Origin of the sequence: Duganella phyllosphaerae (assembly GCF_001758785.1) — a bacterium.
In the GTDB taxonomy this organism is placed as follows: Bacteria; Pseudomonadota; Gammaproteobacteria; order Burkholderiales; family Burkholderiaceae_D; genus Rugamonas; species Rugamonas phyllosphaerae.
This window is the reverse complement of sequence record NZ_LROM01000121.1, coordinates 1-15,986: the sequence shown is the minus strand read 5'-3', so window position 1 is coordinate 15,986 and position 15,986 is coordinate 1. Positions and strand designations below refer to the sequence as shown.

Sequence of the window (15,986 nt, the reverse complement as noted above, 5' to 3'; positions counted from 1 at the left end):
GGTGGCGCTCACTGCCGACGTGATGGCGGCGGACCGGGCGCGCTACCTGGCCGCGGGCTTCGACGACTGCCTGGCCAAGCCCATCGACCGCGCCGCCTTCAGTCGCGTGGTGGCGCAGCATTTGCCCAAGCCGGCGCTGGCCGGACATTTTTCGAACCTGCCGGGGTTTGCGGCGCTGGTGCGGACTTTTCGGAACGGCATCGCCGAACGGGTGTCAAAAATCGCTGCCGCACTGGCGCACGACGACCTGGCAGCGGCCATTCACGAGGCCCATTCGATCAAGGGGTCGGCAGCCACGTTCGGCTGCCCCGAAACCGGGGAGCGCGCGCAAGTGCTGGAAGCGGCCTGCCGCGGTGGCGACCGAGCAGGTGCTGCGGCCGCGCTGGCCGCGCTCGAGCAGGCCAGCATACGCGAGGCCGCCGGCCCCTGACGGTCAGGGCCGGGTGGCGCTGTCGTCGGTGTCGCCGCCGGCTGTCGCCAGGGGGAGGGTGCGCCGCGGCGGCAGTTGTATCATCGCCAGCGCCGTGTACAACGGTGGACTGAGCACGCGCGAGACGGTGCTGGCGATCACCGCGCACGCCATCAGGCTCAGTACCATGCCGTGGCCATCGACCATTTCCATCACGATGATGAAGGCGGTGAGCGGCGCCTGCGTGGCGGCGGCCAGGAAACCCACCATGCCCAGCGCGATCACGGCCGGCGCGTACGGGTAGTTGGTCAGCCAGGCGACGTCGTGGCCCAGCGCGGCGCCGATCGACAGCGACGGCGCGAAGATCCCGGCCGGCACGCCCGACCAGGCAGTGAGCCAGGTGGCGATGAACTTGAACAGCGCAAAGCCGCCCGGCACGTGGCCGTTGCTGTCGAGCAGGGCGCGGGTGGCCTCGTTGCCGCTGCCGTACGTAGCGCCGCCGGTCACCGCGCCGATTACGGCCACTGCCAGGCCGCAGCCGACGGCAAAGCGCACCGGGTAGCGCTGGCGCCAGCGGCTGGGCGCATCGGGCGAGGTGCCGCGCAGGGACGCGAGCAGCAGCCGGGCGAACAGGCCGCCGGCCAGGCCGGTCACGAGCGTCACCAGCAGGCCCGGTCCCACCAGCGCCAGGCCGATCGGGCCCGGATGAATCACGCCGAAATGGGTGCCGTTGCCGTACACCGAGACCGCGATCAGGCCGGCCAGCACGATGCCGGAGACGATCAGGCCGCTGTTGCGCTGCTCGGGAGTGCGCGAAAGTTCTTCGATGGCGAACATCACGCCGGCCAGCGGCGTGTTGAACGCTGCCGCGATCCCGGCAGCGCCGCCGGCCACCAGCAGCGAATGGGCGCTGACGCCGCTGCCGCGCGGCAGCCAGCGGCGCGCGGTCAGCATCACGCCGGCGGCGATCTGCACCGACGGTCCTTCGCGGCCCAGCGACAGGCCGCCCAGCAGGCCGGCCGAAGTCAGGCCGATCTTGGCCAGGCTCAGTCGCAGCGACACCAGCAGCGGCCGGCGGCCGCCCGACAGCGCCGGGTCGAGCGCGGCCATCACCTGTGGAATGCCGGAGCCGCCGGCGCCGCGCGCAAAGCGTCGCGTGGTCCAGACGATGGCGCCGCACAGCAGCGGCGTCCAGAGCAGCGGCAACCACCAGCCCACGCTGGCGATGCCCTTGAACAGCCCCAGCGCCTGTTCTGCCAGCCAGGTAAAGCCGACCACCACCAGGCCGGCGACGGCCGCCGCGCCCACCACCACGGTGCGGGTGATCCATACCTCCGGCGACGCGAACTCGCGGCGAAAGGCGGTGCGCATGTCGTGCGGGTTTTTGTCTGGCGGGTGCATGGGAAAGGAGGTTCGGGAAAGAAGCCTGTCATTATATTCCTATGCAGGAAACTGTACCGTACGTCAGCCAAAGTGCGGTTCTGTTATCATGAGCATGGGTGTACACACATGTCGTGTGGCAGGGAATGCGTCAGGTCGGGCCGCCGCGCGGCACGTTATCGTCTATAGCGCCTATGAATATCATCCCCAAGCCCATTTCCAATACCTTCAATCGTTTCGTCGAATCGGAAAAAGCCGGCGGCATCCTGCTGATCGTCTGCACCATCGTCTCCCTGCTGCTGGCCAACTCCCCGGTGGCTGCGCCGTATCTGCAATTCTGGCACCTGCCGCTGGCCGGCCTGTCGGTCGAGCTGTGGATCAACGACGCCCTGATGGCGATCTTTTTCCTGCTGATCGGCCTGGAACTGCAGCGCGAAATCCAGAGCGGCGAGCTATCGACGATCCGCAGCGCGCTGCTGCCGATGGTGGCTGCCGTCGGCGGCATCGCCGTGCCCGCGCTGATCCACTTTGCCCTCAATGGCGGCACGCCCAGCCAGGCCGGTATGGGTATCCCGATGGCCACCGACATCGCTTTTGCGCTGGCGGTGCTGATGCTGCTCGGCAGCGCAGTACCCACCTCGTTGAAGGTGTTCCTCACCGCGCTGGCGGTGATGGACGACCTGGGCGCCATCATCGTCATCGCCGTGTTCTACACGTCCGCGCTGGCGCCGTGGTACCTGCTCGGCGCGCTGCTGGTGTTTGCCGCGCTGTTCGTTATGAACCGGGTGCTGCGCGTGCGCGCGCTGTCGCCATACCTGGTCGGCGGCGCCGTGATGTGGTTCTTCATGCTCAAGTCCGGCGTGCACGCCACCATCGCCGGTGTGCTGCTGGCGTTCGCCATTCCCTATTCGACCAAGGACGAGGACCAGGAGTCGCCGTCGCACCGGCTCGAGCACTTCCTGCACACGCCGGTGGCGTTTATCATCCTGCCGATTTTCGCGCTGGCCAATACCGGCATCGTCATCGGCGCCGGCTGGATGCAGGAACTCGCTTCCCATAACAGCCTGGGCATCCTGGCCGGGCTGGTGCTGGGCAAGCCGCTGGGCATCACGATCGCCTGCCTGCTGGCAGTGACCGTGGGCCTGTGCACGCTGCCGTCGGACCTGAAATGGCGCCACGTGATTGGCGCCGGCATGCTGGGCGGGATCGGCTTTACCATGTCGATTTTTATTACCAACCTGGCCTTCGCCACCGACCCGGCGCTGATCAACGCCTCCAAGATGGCGATTTTGCTGGCCTCCCTGGCCGCCGGCGTGGCGGGCTTCATCTGGCTCAAGCTGTTTGGCAAGCCGGCCAACGCGCAATGACGGGCGGCTGGTTCGACACCCTGCGCCAGCTGAACCTGGCGTGGTTCTCGCTCATGAATGCGGAGGCCGGCCTCGATGGCTGGCAACTGGCCGGCGCGCTGTTCGCGGCCGAGCGGGTGATCCTGCTGGCGCCTGCGGCGCTGGTGGTGCTGTGGCTGTCCGGCCGGCGCGGTGCGCGCCACGCGGCCGTGGAGGCTGCGCTGGCGGTGCTGTGCGGCTTGAGCATCAGCGGCGCTATCGGGGCACTGTGGTTCCATGGCCGACCGTTCGCAGTCGGCATCGGCGAGTGCTTCCTTGACCATGCGCCCACCAGTTCCTTCCCCAGCAACCACGGCACCATCATGCTGGTGTCGGCCCTGATGCTGGCCACCAGCGCGGCGCCGCTGGCCCGGCGCTGGGGACTGGTGCTGTTGCCGCTGGCGGTGCTGGTGGCGTGGTCGCGGGTGTTCGTGGGCGTGCACTGGCCGCTGGACATGCTGGGCGCTGCAGTGCTGGCGCTGGCGCTGGTGGCCGTGTTCCGGTTGCACCGCCTCGGCGCAATGAGTGCGGTCGTTACCGGATGGGGCGTGGCGGTCTACCGCCGTTTGCTCGCGCCGCTGATTGATCGGGGATGGTTGAGACCGTAGTTTGGTTTTTTGGTGGATAATACAAATGTTGCCATTTGCGCCAGCGGATTCCACGCGACGCCAACGACACCTATCCAGCGTAGCGCCGGATATTGATTCTAACAATTGCGGTCGCGGACTTGTGCCGACGGCCCGCATTTCTAAAGAGACTGCCAACGACATGAATATTTCCATCAGACCCGCAACGACGATCCTGCTCTCCACCCTGGTCGGCCTGTCCGCCTGCAGCCAGATGCCGGCCGGCGACAAGGCTGCTTCAGTCTCCGCCTCGCGCGCATCGTTCGGCACCTTGTCGAACGGCGCCAAGGTCGAAGCGGTCACCCTGAAAAACGCCGCCGGCATGTCGGCCACGCTGATTTCATACGGCGCCACCGTGCAGAGCCTGCGCTTCCCCGACAAGCAGGGCAACGCCGCCGACCTGGTGGTCGGCTACGACAACCTGGTCGGCTACGAAACCACCCCCGGCTTTACCAACGTGACGGTGGGCCGCTACGCCAACCGCATTGCCAAGGGCACCTTCGCACTCGATGGCAAAGCGTATCCGCTGTCGCTGAGCGAGCCGCCGAACACCCTGCACGGTGGGACCATCGGCTGGGACAAGCGCAACTGGGTCGTCAAATCGGTGGACCAGACTGCCGACAAGGCGTCGGTTACCTTTACCCTCACTTCGCCGGACGGCGACCAGGGCTTCCCCGGCACCGTGGTGGCCGACGTCACCTACGAGCTCAATAACAACAACGACCTGACCATCCGCTACGGCGCCACCACCGACAAGCCCACGGTCGTCAACCTGACGTACCACAGCATGATCAACCTGTCGGGCATTCCGGCTTCGCGCCTGGCCACCGACGCCGATCTGACCATCGAATCGGACGCCATCCTGCCGGTCGATAAAACCCTGATCCCGACCGGCACCCCGCTGCCGGTAGCCGGCACGCCGTTCGATTTCCGCAAGCCGGCCAACGTGACCGAGCGCGCCCGTGCCGAGCATCCGCAGCTGGCGCTGGCCAACGGCGGCATCGACCACAACTACGTTCTGCGCGGCGGCAAAACCGCCACGCCAAAACCGGCTGTCACGCTGGAAGACCGCCAGTCCGGCCGCGGCCTGAAAATCGCCACGACCGAACCGGGCATGCAGGTCTACACCGGCAACTTCCTCAAGGGTGAAATCGTGGGCAAGGGCGGCCAGCGCCTGACCAAGTACCAGTCGATCAGCTTCGAGGCGCAGGGTTACCCTGATGCGCCTAACCAGCCGGCGTTCCCGTCCACGCGCCTCGATCCGGGCCAGAACTATGCCCAGACCACGGTGTTCCACTTCTACCTGCTGAAGTAAGCCACGCTGTAAGCCACTACTGCGGCGCCACGTAGTTCGATTCAGTGGCCGGCGGCGGCGCCGCAGGTGATAACAGCTTGCCGGTGTCGGTGTCGTAGCGGAAGGTCTCCACGATCTGCCCGGTCGCCACGCGCAGGATGCCGCCCTCCAGGTCGTCGGTGACGTCGATGCTCACCGGCGCCTGTCGCGCGCACGCGACGACGGCGCCGGTCTCGAATCCTTTGCCGGCCTGCGCCGGCTTGATCAGGCAAGGCGCCTCCCCGACCGCCACTCTGCCCAGCTCCAGCCACCCCTCGGGCGTGATGCGGTGCCGGTAGATCGGCCGTCCCCGCACATCCATGGTCGTAAACGTTTCGCCACGGCGGTAGGTGCGTGCCGGACCATTGATACTTTTTACCCCCACCACGTTGTGCGTGAGCAGGCCTTGCCCGTCAATGTAATAGTGACCGATCTGGGTGCCGGCGTTGAGCGGCCAGCGCAGGTGCATATGCATGTGCGGCGGGGCGTCGGTGTGGCCGTGCGGGTAGTTGGTGTCGAAACCCATCACCTGGATCGCGCCCAGCTTTTCCTGCGCCACGAACTCGCCCAGGCCCGTGCGCCGTATCACTTCGCGCTGGGCGAACTGCAGGTTGTCGGCCGCACGTCGTTGCCGGGCGGGGAAGGCGCCCTGCGCATAGGCGCCGGCGCGGCGCGCGATGTCGGCATGTTCGAAGCGCAGCACCATGCCAGGTTCGACGATGTGGGTGGCAAATTCCCCTGCCGTGACGGCGTCGCTGGCGACTGGCGGCATTGCCACCGTGACGATGTTGCCGTCGGCCGAAAATGGCAGGTCGCCGCTTTCGAGCACCACGCGCTTGACGGCGCCGGGAGCGGCGCGGAAGCGCAGCGCCAACGTGCGCCGCGCAGGCAGCGCCAGGGCCACCAGGGTTTCGCGGCAGTTGTCACGGGCCAGGGCAGGGTCGTTCAGCACCGTGCAGGCCGCGCAGCTGTCGGCCAGCAGCGCAACCGGCGCCATGTTGTCGTCATCCGGTGGCTTGACGAATTTGAGCACTACCGTGACGCGGTCCGACGGAATAGTGGGATCGGCTTGCGCGTCATCGGCCCACGCCGGCGCCGTGCCAGCGACCAGCGCGCCGGCCAGCAGTGCGGTCGGCAGCTGCCACACGAGGGGCAGGCGCAAGGGGGCTAACCGGCGCGCCATCACAGGTCCGCCTCGTAGGTCAAACCGACAAACACCGTGCGGCCCACCGGGAAATAGTTATTGAGCAGTTCGCGGTTGGCGCCCTGGCGCACCACGAACGGTGCGCGGGTCAGATTCTGGCCCTGCACCACCGCGCGCAGCGAGCGGCTGAACTGGTAGCTGGCCTGCACATCGACCTGGTTGCGCGCCATCGCCACCAGGTCGCGTTCGCTGGTGTCCTGGTCCACCGATTCCAGCGCCTTGCCAATGCGGTTGTACGACAGCCGCACGTCGAGCGGGCCGGCCGCATACGACAACGTGGCGTTGGCGATGAAGTCCGGCTGGTGGATCAATCCGGACGAGCGGCGCGTGGCGGGGCCGCCGTTGGCGATACTGGCGCCGCTCATCGGCTGGTTGAAGAAGCCCTTGAGCCAGGTGATGTTGGTGGAAAAACCCAGCCCGCGCAGCTCGCGCGGCAGAAACATGAAACGGTCGGCGACGTACTGCAGTTCGATGCCGCGCAGGCCGGCCTTGGCGGAGTTGAGCGGCTGCGCGATGGTCACCTGCGAGTAGGTGCGGCCCTGGTAATCGGTGGCCGGTCCTACCGCGCTGGTGGTGAAAATCTCGTTGCGGATGTCCTTGTAAAACGCCGCCGCAGAAACGACGCCGCCGCGCGGCAGATACCATTCGTAGGCCACATCGTAGTTCCACGCTTCGCGCGGCGCCAGCGCCGGGTTGCCCTGGTTGACGGTCAGGCTGCCATCGGTGCCGACCGCGAAGGTCCGGCGCGCGGCGTACTGGGCAAAGTCCGGGCGGCCAATGGTCTTGCTGACGCCGCCCTTGAGGCGCATGTCGGCGCTTAGCTGGTACGTGACCAGTACCGATGGCAGCAGGAAGCGGTAGTCGCCGTTGCGGCTCGATGGCGTGTAGGCAGTGCTGCCGGCTGCGGTAGGCGCCTGGTAGCCGTCCACTTTCACATCGGTGCGGTCTTCGCGCGCGCCGGCCAGCAGCATCCAGCGCTCGCTTTGATAGATGCCTTGCGCGTAGGCCGCTTTCACTTTTTCGGTGTCGCGGTAGTCGTCGCCGAAATTGTTGGCCAGCTGGTTGGTGGCGATGAACGACGATGCGTAGGTATTGGTCAGCTGCGCCGCGCGCTGGCGGTCGGGCAGCAGGTAGCCGGCCTGCGGGGTTTCGTAGGTGGGGAAGCTCGACGGAATCAATACATTGGCCAGCGAGCCGATGGCTTGCTGGGCTGCAGCGTCGCGGGGCACCAGTTCCTGGTAGCGCACGTCCCAGGCCTGCCTGGTCTTCGTGAGGTTGACGCCCAGGTTGAAGCCGAAGCCGCGATCGCCGGGTTTGAAATTGTGCTTGTAGTCGGCGCGCACGAAATCGACGTTGTTATCGAGGTCGCGGTTGATGTCGCGCCAGTACAGGCCCTTGTAGCTGGCCGGGTTGGTGGCGGTTTGCGGATTGTCGAAGGCCAGGCGCGGCGCGCCGCCGGCCAAGGTGTACGAATACGCCAGCGCCGGGAGATACTGGGCGGTGGTGGTGCCGGCCCTGGGGTTGGTGGTGTACTTGATCATCTGGCGGTACTCGCGGTAGGTCGCCTTCGATGATGACGCGGTCACGCCGATGTCGGCATCGGCGCCGGCCTCGAACAGGCCATCCACCGTAAACAGGTTGGTGCGGCGCTTGACCGGCTGGTAGGTGAACCCCTGCTGGACGTCGCCCAGTGCGAAGCGCCCGCCGGTGGCGGTGGGCCCTACTGGCGCACCGGGGCTGGTCAGGGTTTCGTAGCGGGTTTCGGTGTCCTTGTCGGCATAGTGGCCCGCAAAAGCCGAGACGTGGCTGCGTGCGCCGAACCGGTATTCGAGCTTGGTATTGAGGCTGGGGCGTTCGCGCAGGTTGTCGAACGCGTAGTCCTGGTTGCGTACCGGCGCCTGCTGGCCGGTGGCAGACAGGTTGCCAAACGGCGTGCGGGCGCCGCTGGCGGTGTAATACGTCCAGCCGGCGCCGGCGGTGTCGCCGGGCAGTTCCGAAAAGGCGCTCGAGGGCAGTCGTTGCAGTTCGCCCGAGACCACGATGCCGAACTGGCGGCGGTCGCCGAAGATGGCGGCGCCGGTGGCGTCGGCGCGGCCCGAGTTCTTTTTGTCGGACAGGAATTTTCCGGCGCTGGAATTGCGTCCGGCAAAGGCGTTGGCGACAAAAAAACGGTCCTGGTCGCGCGCAAACGCACTGCGGCTCACCAGGTTGACCTGGCCGCCCAGTGCATGCGGATCGTATTCGGCGGTGACGGTCTTGATGGCCTGGATTTGCGATACCAGTCCCGCCGGCAGCATCTCCAGCCGCGCGCCCCGGTACGTCTGGTCGGCCGACGCGATCGGCACGCCATCGACGGTGACCAGGTTGTAGCGGCTGTCCAGGCCGCGGATGGTGGCGCGCTGGTAGATGTCGCGGTTCTTGGTGGCGTCGCCGCCGCCTACCACCGACAGGCCCGGAATCCGGCGCGCCGCTTCCACGATATTGAAGTCGGGCAGTTGGCCGATGTCGTCCTGGCTGACCGCGTCCACGATCTGGCGCGTAGCCTTCTTGGTCTGCACGGTGGCGTGTTCGGCGGCGCGCAGGCCGCTGACGACCACTTTTTGCACTTCGGTTCCCGGTTCAGGTTCCGGCTCCGGTTGTTGTGCACGGGCGGGCAGGGTCATCAGGACCGCCGCCGCCAGCGGCAGCAATGGGAGGGAAGTAAGACTGTTTTTGATACGCATATGACTGCTCCAGGGAGGCTGATTCGATAAGGTCCGGTTGCCGTTCCGGTAGGTGAGGATCGGAGAAAATGGTAGCAACGATGGACCGGCCCCGAAGGCCTTTAACAGTCAGGTTTAACGGTGAAAAGCCACGGCTATTTGATGCGCACGCCGATGACCTGGACGTCGGTGGTGCCGGACGCCCGCAGCGCGCATTGCAGCAGGATCTCGAACGGCCGCACGCTGCCGTCGGGCCGCACGGCCCCGGCCAAAACAGCGCGCAAGCGCTCGCGGTTGAGCAGGAAATCCATGGCCGCCTCGGTGCCGACCGACGAGGTGCCGCCGATCATCAGCACGTGGCCATTGCCGCTCAGGTTGGGGGTGTAGGCCAGCACGGCAAAGCCGTGTTTTTCGCGCTCGGCGCCGGAAAATTCGTACAGCGCGCGCTCGCCGCTGGTCGGGGTGTCGTTGCGCACCAGGATTTTGTCGTTGGGGATGTCGAGGTCGATGTGGTAGTTCAGGCGGTCGCGAAACAGCGATACCCACGGGTTGGCGTCGGCGGTGCCCACCAGTACCGCGCTGGACTGCTTGAGTTCATTGAGTTGCAGGTCGCGCGCGTAGCGCACCCGCAGGCCGTGCGGCGCGTTCGCTGCCAGCTTGCCCAGCTCCACCGCCAGCGTCACCGAGATCACGCCCGTGTAGCGGCGCCAATAGAAAGGTGGCGGCGCCGGGCCATGGGCGTTGTTTGCAGCGGCGTCGAAGCGCTTGGCGATGTAATCGTCGAGCAACACCTGGCGGCCGATGGCTTTCTGGTGCATCACCAGTTCCGAGTCGGCGGGGACGAACAGCGTTTCGTGGCCGGCAAACAGCAGCGACTTCCAGAATGCGTCCACCGGGTCGGCAGGTTTTTCCGGCGCGGCAAGCGCGCCGACGATCACGGCCAGCAGCAGGGCGGCAAAGGCGCCGAACAGGGTGCGGTATCGATGGGCGGTGATCAGGTTGCGCCAGCGTTTGGGGGCGGCCGCCAACACCGGCGGTGCTGTGGCTGACGTATCGGCAGGATCGAGCACGAAGGGCGCCGGCGTGGGCGTAACGGTATTGGCGACAAACACCGGGCTGTAAGAGCCGCGCGGAATGGCGATGCGCACCGGGTCGCTCAAACCTTCGCTCTCGTAATATTTTGCCAGGCGCTTTCTCAACATCGCCGCCGTGGTGCGCACGATGGTGTCCTCGGCCGGTATGTAGTTGTCGGGCCGGCCGAAGACGTGGATGCCGATGTGCTGCTCCGTCAGCCGCACGCCTTTTTGCGTGAGCACCGCCTCGCACACATAAGCCAGAAACGCCGACAGCCGTTCGCTACGGGCGAATTCGGCGCTTGCCAGTACTTTGTCCAATGCCACGCGTTCGGCCGGCGGCGCTTCCGGTTCCAGGTCCATCGGGACAGGATAGCAAACCGGTATGACCGGCACGTGACAGGCGCGCCCTCAGCGCGCCATGGTGTAACCGTGGTCGCGCCGGTAAATCTGCACTTCGTGCGCATACAGGAAGAACGACTGGTCCGGCCGGTAGAACGCGGTGGCCGGATCGGCGTTGATCGCCAGCAGTGCGCGCTCGTAGGCGCGGAAGGCGCCCACGGTGGCGGCGTTGTCGAACCACAGGCTGCCCACGCCCTCGTAGATCGGCGCGTCCTTGCCGCCGAAGTATGCCAGCATGGGATTGAACTGCGGTAGCTGGCGGTTGTGCACGCAGCGGCGTATGGCCGCCGCGGCGTCCGGCGCGTGTTTCAAGGCCAGCGCATGCGCCGCCTCCCAGCGCGCAAAGAACTCGGGCAGTGTCAGTCCTTCAGCCGCGCGCAGGTAGTGCAGCACCTTGGCGCCGTAACCGTAACCATGGCCGGGGTGGGTGACCGGTTGCTCGGCCTCCTCCGCCACCAGGCTCAATGCCACGCTGGTGTCGCTGAAATTGCGCGCATCCGGCCCCACGCGGGTGCGCACGTGTTCGTGGGCGAACGTGGCCTGCAAATCTTCGGCGCTATTCCAGTACAGTTCCGTCACCGAGTCGCGCGCCACCGTCAGCGTGTGCGCCGCTTGCGCGGTGGTGCCGAAGGCGGCGTCGAACACGTGGTTCTGCACATACGCTGCCAGCGCCACCGGGTTCTCGTTGCTGATCGCCGCGTGCACGTGCTGCACGTAGGCGAGGTATTCGGCGTGTGTCATGCCGGGGCGCCGGCATACGGCTGCCATCATCTTGATCATGGTGTGTCCTTTCAGATTGGGTCCAGGCCGTCCCAGCACAGGTATTTGATTTCGAGGAACTCCTCGATGCCGTATTGCGAGCCCTCGCGTCCCAGGCCGCTTTGCTTGATGCCGCCGAACGGCGCCACCTCGTTCGAGATCAGGCCGCAGTTGATGCCGACCATGCCCGATTCGATGGCCGCACCCACGCGCCAGATGCGCGCCGCATCGCGGCTGTACAGGTAGGCCGCCAGGCCGAACTCGGTGTCATTGGCCAGCGCCAGGACCTCTTCTTCGGTGTGGAAGCGGAACAGCGGCGCGACCGGGCCGAAGGTTTCTTCACGCGCCACCTGCATCGACGGCTGTACGTCCACCAGCACGGTCGGCTCGAAGAAGCAGCCGCCCAGCGCGTGGCGGCGGCCGCCGACTGCCACCTTAGCACCGCCAGCAACCGCGTCGGTGATATGTTCTTCCACCTTGGCCAGCGCGCCGGCGTCGATCAGCGGACCTTGCTGGACGCCGTCTTCCAGGCCATTGCCCACTTTCAGTTCCGCCACCCGTGCGGACAACCGGGCGGCAAAGGCGTCGTAGATCGCATCCTGCACATAGATGCGGTTGGCGCTGATGCACGCTTGCCCGGTATTGCGGAACTTGGAGGCGAGTACGCCCTCGACGGCGGTTTCCAGGTCGGCATCGTCGAACACCAGCACCGGCGCATTGCCGCCCAACTCCATCGAACACTTCTTGATGGTGGCGGCTGCCTGCTGCAGCAACACCCGACCTACTTCGGTCGAACCGGTAAAGGTGAGCTTGCGCACCAGCGGGTGGCCGGTCAGCTCGACGCCCAGCAGGCGCGTGTCGTTACCGGTCAGGACGCTGAACAGGCCGGAGGGCACACCGGCGCGCAGCGCCAGTTCGGCCAGGGCCAGCGCGGTCATCGGGGTCTGGCTGGCGGGTTTGACGACCATGGCGCAACCGGCGGCCAGCGCGGGTCCGGCCTTGCGGGTAATCATCGCCGCTGGAAAATTCCACGGCGTGATGGCCGCGCACACGCCGATCGGCTGCTTGAGCACGACGATGCGCTGGGTATCCTTTGGCGCCGGAATGACGTCGCCGCGCACGCGCTTGGCCTCTTCGGAAAACCACTGCAGGAACGAGGCCGCGTAATCGATCTCGCCGCGCGCCTCGGCCAGCGGCTTGCCTTGCTCGAGCGTGATCAACAGCGCCAGGTCGTCGCGGTTCTCCTGCACCAGCGTGTACCAGCGGTGCAGCACTTCGGCGCGGTGTCTTGCCGTGGTCTTGCGCCAGGCCAGGAAGGCCACGTGCGCCACCTCGATGGCCTGGCGCGCTTCGGCCTGCTGGCAGCGCGGCAGCTCCACCAGCACGGCGCCGGTGGCCGGGTTGCGCAGTGCGTAGCTGCCGTGCGGCGTGTGCGCCAGCCATTCGCCGCCCACGTACGCAGCCTCGCGCCACAGGGTAGGGTCTTTCAATAGATGTTTCATGCGCTCTCCTTAGCGTGGATGGCGGCCGGTGAAGAATGCTTCGTCGGCGTCGGCTGTGGGATTCAGGCCCGAGGCTTCCTGGCCGCGCCGCAGCGCCACCATGTCGCGCGCATACACGCGCGCAGTCGGATGGCGCAGCGGGCCGCCGTTGTAACCCTGCAGCCAGCCTTCGTACTTCCACATCATGCGGTTGATCAGGCCATTGCCCGCCTGCGGCACGCTGCCAAAGGCCTTGCGTGCCGCGTCGAGCTGGTAAAAGATCGCGGTCGCTTCGGCACAGCGGCCTTCCTGGATCAGGCGGTACACCCGGGGCAGCATCGGGCCGTAGAACGCCGAATAATTGGTGCCGCAGAACGGGATCGGCATCAGCTGCGCCAGCGGCACGTATTCATGCTCCATCGGCGACGAGATCACCACTTCCTTGTGGAACGCGCGGTGCACCTCGATGGCGGCCATGATGTGCGGCGCGCCGCCTTCGGCCTTGATGGCGGCCACGTTGGGGCAGTCGTCGATCAGGCGGCGCAGCAGCGGCAGCGACATGTCCGACGGATCGAGGCGGCCAAAGCCCCAGGTGGGAATCGGGAACAGCATCACCGCAAGATTGGTGGCGTCGCACAGGGCCTTGGTGTAAGTGTAGACATCGTCCATCGACTTCGGATAGAAGTACGGTGGATAGCCGAGCAGCACCAGTTCAGCGCCCGCGTCCTCGGCCCGCTTCAGTGCTTCGAGGTTGTCCTCCAGGGTATTGAACACGGCATGGTGGACGATGAAGATGCGGCCGGCCGCCTGGTCCACGGCCACCCGCACGAACTGCTCGTATTCGGCCATGGTGATCGCCACTTCCGAGCAGGTGAGCGTACCCACGAAGCCATGGGCGATGGTGGTTTCCACGTCGTGGCGCGCAGCCGCTTCGTTGAGGTGTTTGAAATCAGACGTCATGGTCGGAATGATGACGTTGGCGACGCCTTGCAGGCGTTCGCGCGCCCAGTCGCGGGCTTCCTTCTTGGTATATGCGGCCATGGCTGGCTCCTTGTCTGTTTGTGGGTTGATGGAGATTATTTGGATACCGGCGCGATGCTCACTGCCAGCGGTGTACCGATACCGCGCTCGCGGGCCAGGCCAAGCAGCATCTCGGCGATCACCACGTCCTGCAGGGCCGAGCCGACCGATTTGTAGACCACGATGTCACGCTCGCTGCGGCGCGCCGTGACGGTGCCGGCAGCCAGCGCCGCCAGCGACACCAGCTTGTCGGCCAGCTGCACGCCGGCGCGGGTGGCGGCGATGGCGTCGCCGGTATCGTGCGCCACTTCGGCGGGCATGTCGGCCACGATGCAGGCGGCACGGTCCAAAGTATCTTCGTCCACCTCGCGCTGCTCGGGCAGGGTGGAACCGAGCGACACCACGGTGCAGCCGGGCGCCAGCCAGGCGCCGTGCAGCGTGGGCGATTCGTCGCGGCTGCGGGCCGCGCAAATGACCACGTCCGCCTCCTGCACCGCAACTTCGGCGGACGACACTGCCGCGATGTCGAGCTGCGGGCGGAAGCTGTCGGCGAAACGCTCGCGACTGGCCTGGCTGGGGCTGAATACTTTCACGCTGGCGAGTCTGCGCACCGTGCGCAGGCAGTCGAGCGCGCCGCGCGCCTCGAAGCCGGAGCCGATCACCGCCACCTGCAACGGGCGCAGGGGCGCCAGCAGGTCGATCGCCAGCGTGGCCGTGGCGGCCGTGCGCAGGCCTGTCACTCGGTTGCCGTCGATGAGCGCGGTCAGCGCGGTGGTGTCCTGGTCGAACAGCGAGATCAGGTAGCTGGCGCGGCGCGCACGGGTGGACGCGGCAATCAGCTTGCAGCCCAGGTGGCCGCCCGAGGGCGACACTGCCGTCAGGCTGCGCAGCCAGGTGCCGTCGCCGCGCGCCATCGATCGTGGCGGCACCATGGCGTCGGATACGTGCCGCGCATAGGCGTCGGCCAGCGCAGCCACGGCGGCAGTCCAGTCGGACAGAACGGCGACATCGTCGTCGGACAGGAACAGGGTAGGGGGAATGGCGGGACTGGCGGGTGTTGACATGGCGGGCTCCTGGGGTTGGTGCTTTCCACTATAGGATTGCGCCAGCCGCGCTGTAACCACCGGAATGTGAAAGCAGTTATGCGCCATATCGATGGCTGGCGCTTCGGCTACAGGCCTTCGGCCATTGTGCAGATCAGGCGCTGGACTGCGCGCGTGGCGCGCGTATGCGGGCGGCGCGGCGAGACGGCCAGCACCACGAAGCGCTCGAGCATGGGGGAAACGATGCGCGCCGCTGCCAGGCGCAGGTCCTGGCCAGGCGGTGGTGCTGCGGCAATGGCGTAGCCGCCGCCGGCGGCTGCCACCTCGTATTGCAGGCGCACGGAATCGACTTCCACTGCCACGCCGAGCCGCAGCGCGTGTTCGGCGCCCAGCCGGTCGAGCCTTGCGCGCAGCAGGTGCGGGCGGCCCGGCACCACCAGCGGCAGGCCGTCGAGTGCGGCGAATGGCAGCTCGCCGGCTTGTAAAAGCGGGTCGCCGGCCGGACCCACCATGTGCAGTGGCAGGCGCGCCAGCAAGGCTTCGTCGCCGGCGAGTACTGTTTCTTCACGCAGCACGATGGCCATGTCGAGCCGCCCTTCGCGCAGGTGCTCGTCGAGCTGGGCGCTGGCGCCTTCCGACAGGTGCAGCCGCACGCCGGGCATTTGTGCGCGCACTGCCGCAAACAACGGCCCGGCATAACGGGCCACTGCTGTCGGCAGCAGTCCCACCACCACCTCGCCCACGGGTTGGCCGCGCATGCTGCGGATATCGTCGGCCAGCCGCTCGGCGCCGGCGGCCAGTTCGGCAATGCGTGGCAGCAGCTGCTCGCCCACTTCAGTCAGTACTACGCCGCGCCCGGTGCGCCGGAACAGCCGCTCGCCGCATTGCTGCTCGAGCTGTGCGATGTGGCGGCTGACCATCGACTGCGGCATGTCCAGCGCGGCGGCGGTTTTACTGAGGCTGCCCAGTGCCACCACGCGCAGGAACACCAGCCAGCGCAGTTCAATGATGGCGGGGCTGGCTGCGTGCCCCGGCGGCGGATGGCCGGATCGCAGCGGCACATCGACCGCCTGCGCCGATGCTGGCGTGTTTGGCCGCTGGTCCACGGTCAGATCCGGTCGTCCGCCAGGGCCGCCGCCACCAGGCGATCGGCGTCGCCGTCGTGGCGG

13 protein-coding genes are annotated in these 15,986 nt (G+C 66.9%); 4 read left to right on the top strand and 9 right to left on the bottom strand.

The genetic code is table 11. The annotated features are described in order from the left end of the window. A partial coding sequence (locus DUPY_RS21220; RefSeq protein ID WP_208600076.1) for a response regulator occupies positions 1-430 on the top strand: 430 nt, incomplete at its 5' end. 3 nt (positions 431-433) lie between these two features. Here the strand turns inward: DUPY_RS21220 and DUPY_RS21215 are convergent. After that, complete coding sequence (locus DUPY_RS21215; RefSeq protein ID WP_070250846.1) at positions 434-1,810, bottom strand: chloride channel protein; 1,377 nt, start codon at positions 1,808-1,810, stop codon at positions 434-436. Between the two features lie 173 nt (positions 1,811-1,983). Here DUPY_RS21215 and nhaA point away from each other — a divergent pair, with 173 nt between their 5' ends. The 3 genes from nhaA (at position 1,984) to DUPY_RS21200 (ending at position 5,115) form a co-directional block, all read left to right on the top strand. Beyond that, positions 1,984-3,156: a Na+/H+ antiporter NhaA gene (gene nhaA, locus DUPY_RS21210; protein ID WP_070250845.1), complete on the top strand. Its 1,173-nt coding sequence runs from the start codon at positions 1,984-1,986 to the stop codon at positions 3,154-3,156. After that, positions 3,153-3,782 carry a phosphatase PAP2 family protein gene (locus tag DUPY_RS21205; RefSeq protein WP_070250844.1) on the top strand — a complete coding sequence of 210 codons (630 nt, stop codon included), beginning with the start codon at positions 3,153-3,155 and terminating at the stop codon, positions 3,780-3,782. Before nhaA ends, DUPY_RS21205 begins: the two co-directional genes overlap by 4 nt. Before the next feature lie 160 nt (positions 3,783-3,942). After that, the gene (locus tag DUPY_RS21200; protein ID WP_070250843.1) at positions 3,943-5,115 is read left to right on the top strand and encodes an aldose epimerase family protein; all 1,173 of its coding nucleotides are present in this window, start codon (positions 3,943-3,945) and stop codon (positions 5,113-5,115) included. A gap of 16 nt (positions 5,116-5,131) precedes the next feature. Here DUPY_RS21200 and DUPY_RS21195 read toward each other — a convergent pair whose 3' ends face one another. From DUPY_RS21195 to DUPY_RS21160, 8 genes are all read right to left on the bottom strand, one after another. Beyond that, on the bottom strand, positions 5,132-6,295 hold the full coding sequence (locus DUPY_RS21195; RefSeq protein WP_141749627.1) for a hypothetical protein: 1,164 nt from the start codon (positions 6,293-6,295) through the stop codon (positions 5,132-5,134). A 20-nt stretch (positions 6,296-6,315) separates the two neighbouring features. Further along, complete coding sequence (locus tag DUPY_RS21190) at positions 6,316-9,060, bottom strand: TonB-dependent receptor (RefSeq protein ID WP_084640836.1); 2,745 nt, start codon at positions 9,058-9,060, stop codon at positions 6,316-6,318. A 134-nt stretch (positions 9,061-9,194) separates the two neighbouring features. Continuing rightward, on the bottom strand, positions 9,195-10,475 hold the full coding sequence (locus DUPY_RS21185; RefSeq protein ID WP_070250840.1) for a hypothetical protein: 1,281 nt from the start codon (positions 10,473-10,475) through the stop codon (positions 9,195-9,197). Between the two features lie 48 nt (positions 10,476-10,523). Further along, the gene (locus DUPY_RS21180) at positions 10,524-11,294 is read right to left on the bottom strand and encodes an EthD domain-containing protein (RefSeq protein ID WP_070250839.1); all 771 of its coding nucleotides are present in this window, start codon (positions 11,292-11,294) and stop codon (positions 10,524-10,526) included. 11 nt (positions 11,295-11,305) lie between these two features. Then, a complete protein-coding gene (locus DUPY_RS21175; RefSeq protein WP_070250838.1) occupies positions 11,306-12,775 on the bottom strand; it encodes an NAD-dependent succinate-semialdehyde dehydrogenase in 1,470 nt (489 codons plus the stop codon). Positions 12,776-12,784: 9 nt separating this feature from the next. Further along, positions 12,785-13,795 carry a dihydrodipicolinate synthase family protein gene (locus tag DUPY_RS21170; RefSeq protein ID WP_070250837.1) on the bottom strand — a complete coding sequence of 337 codons (1,011 nt, stop codon included), beginning with the start codon at positions 13,793-13,795 and terminating at the stop codon, positions 12,785-12,787. Between the two features lie 35 nt (positions 13,796-13,830). Next, positions 13,831-14,838, bottom strand: a complete 1,008-nt coding sequence (locus tag DUPY_RS21165) for an ornithine cyclodeaminase family protein (protein ID WP_070250836.1) — start codon at positions 14,836-14,838, stop codon at positions 13,831-13,833. A gap of 107 nt (positions 14,839-14,945) precedes the next feature. Continuing rightward, a complete protein-coding gene (locus tag DUPY_RS21160) occupies positions 14,946-15,923 on the bottom strand; it encodes a LysR family transcriptional regulator (protein WP_229255454.1) in 978 nt (325 codons plus the stop codon). Between the last annotated feature and the right edge of the window lie 63 nt (positions 15,924-15,986).

Coding starts and splice junctions, on each gene's coding strand:
- DUPY_RS21175 (WP_070250838.1), bottom strand. CDS start 12,775: ATGAAACATCTATTGAAAGACCCTACCCTGTGGCGCGAGGCTGCGTAC.
- nhaA (WP_070250845.1), top strand. CDS start 1,984: ATGAATATCATCCCCAAGCCCATTTCCAATACCTTCAATCGTTTCGTC.
- DUPY_RS21190 (WP_084640836.1), bottom strand. CDS start 9,060: ATGCGTATCAAAAACAGTCTTACTTCCCTCCCATTGCTGCCGCTGGCG.
- DUPY_RS21180 (WP_070250839.1), bottom strand. CDS start 11,294: ATGATCAAGATGATGGCAGCCGTATGCCGGCGCCCCGGCATGACACAC.
- DUPY_RS21165 (WP_070250836.1), bottom strand. CDS start 14,838: ATGTCAACACCCGCCAGTCCCGCCATTCCCCCTACCCTGTTCCTGTCC.
- DUPY_RS21200 (WP_070250843.1), top strand. CDS start 3,943: ATGAATATTTCCATCAGACCCGCAACGACGATCCTGCTCTCCACCCTG.
- DUPY_RS21215 (WP_070250846.1), bottom strand. CDS start 1,810: ATGCACCCGCCAGACAAAAACCCGCACGACATGCGCACCGCCTTTCGC.
- DUPY_RS21205 (WP_070250844.1), top strand. CDS start 3,153: ATGACGGGCGGCTGGTTCGACACCCTGCGCCAGCTGAACCTGGCGTGG.
- DUPY_RS21185 (WP_070250840.1), bottom strand. CDS start 10,475: ATGGACCTGGAACCGGAAGCGCCGCCGGCCGAACGCGTGGCATTGGAC.
- DUPY_RS21170 (WP_070250837.1), bottom strand. CDS start 13,795: ATGGCCGCATATACCAAGAAGGAAGCCCGCGACTGGGCGCGCGAACGC.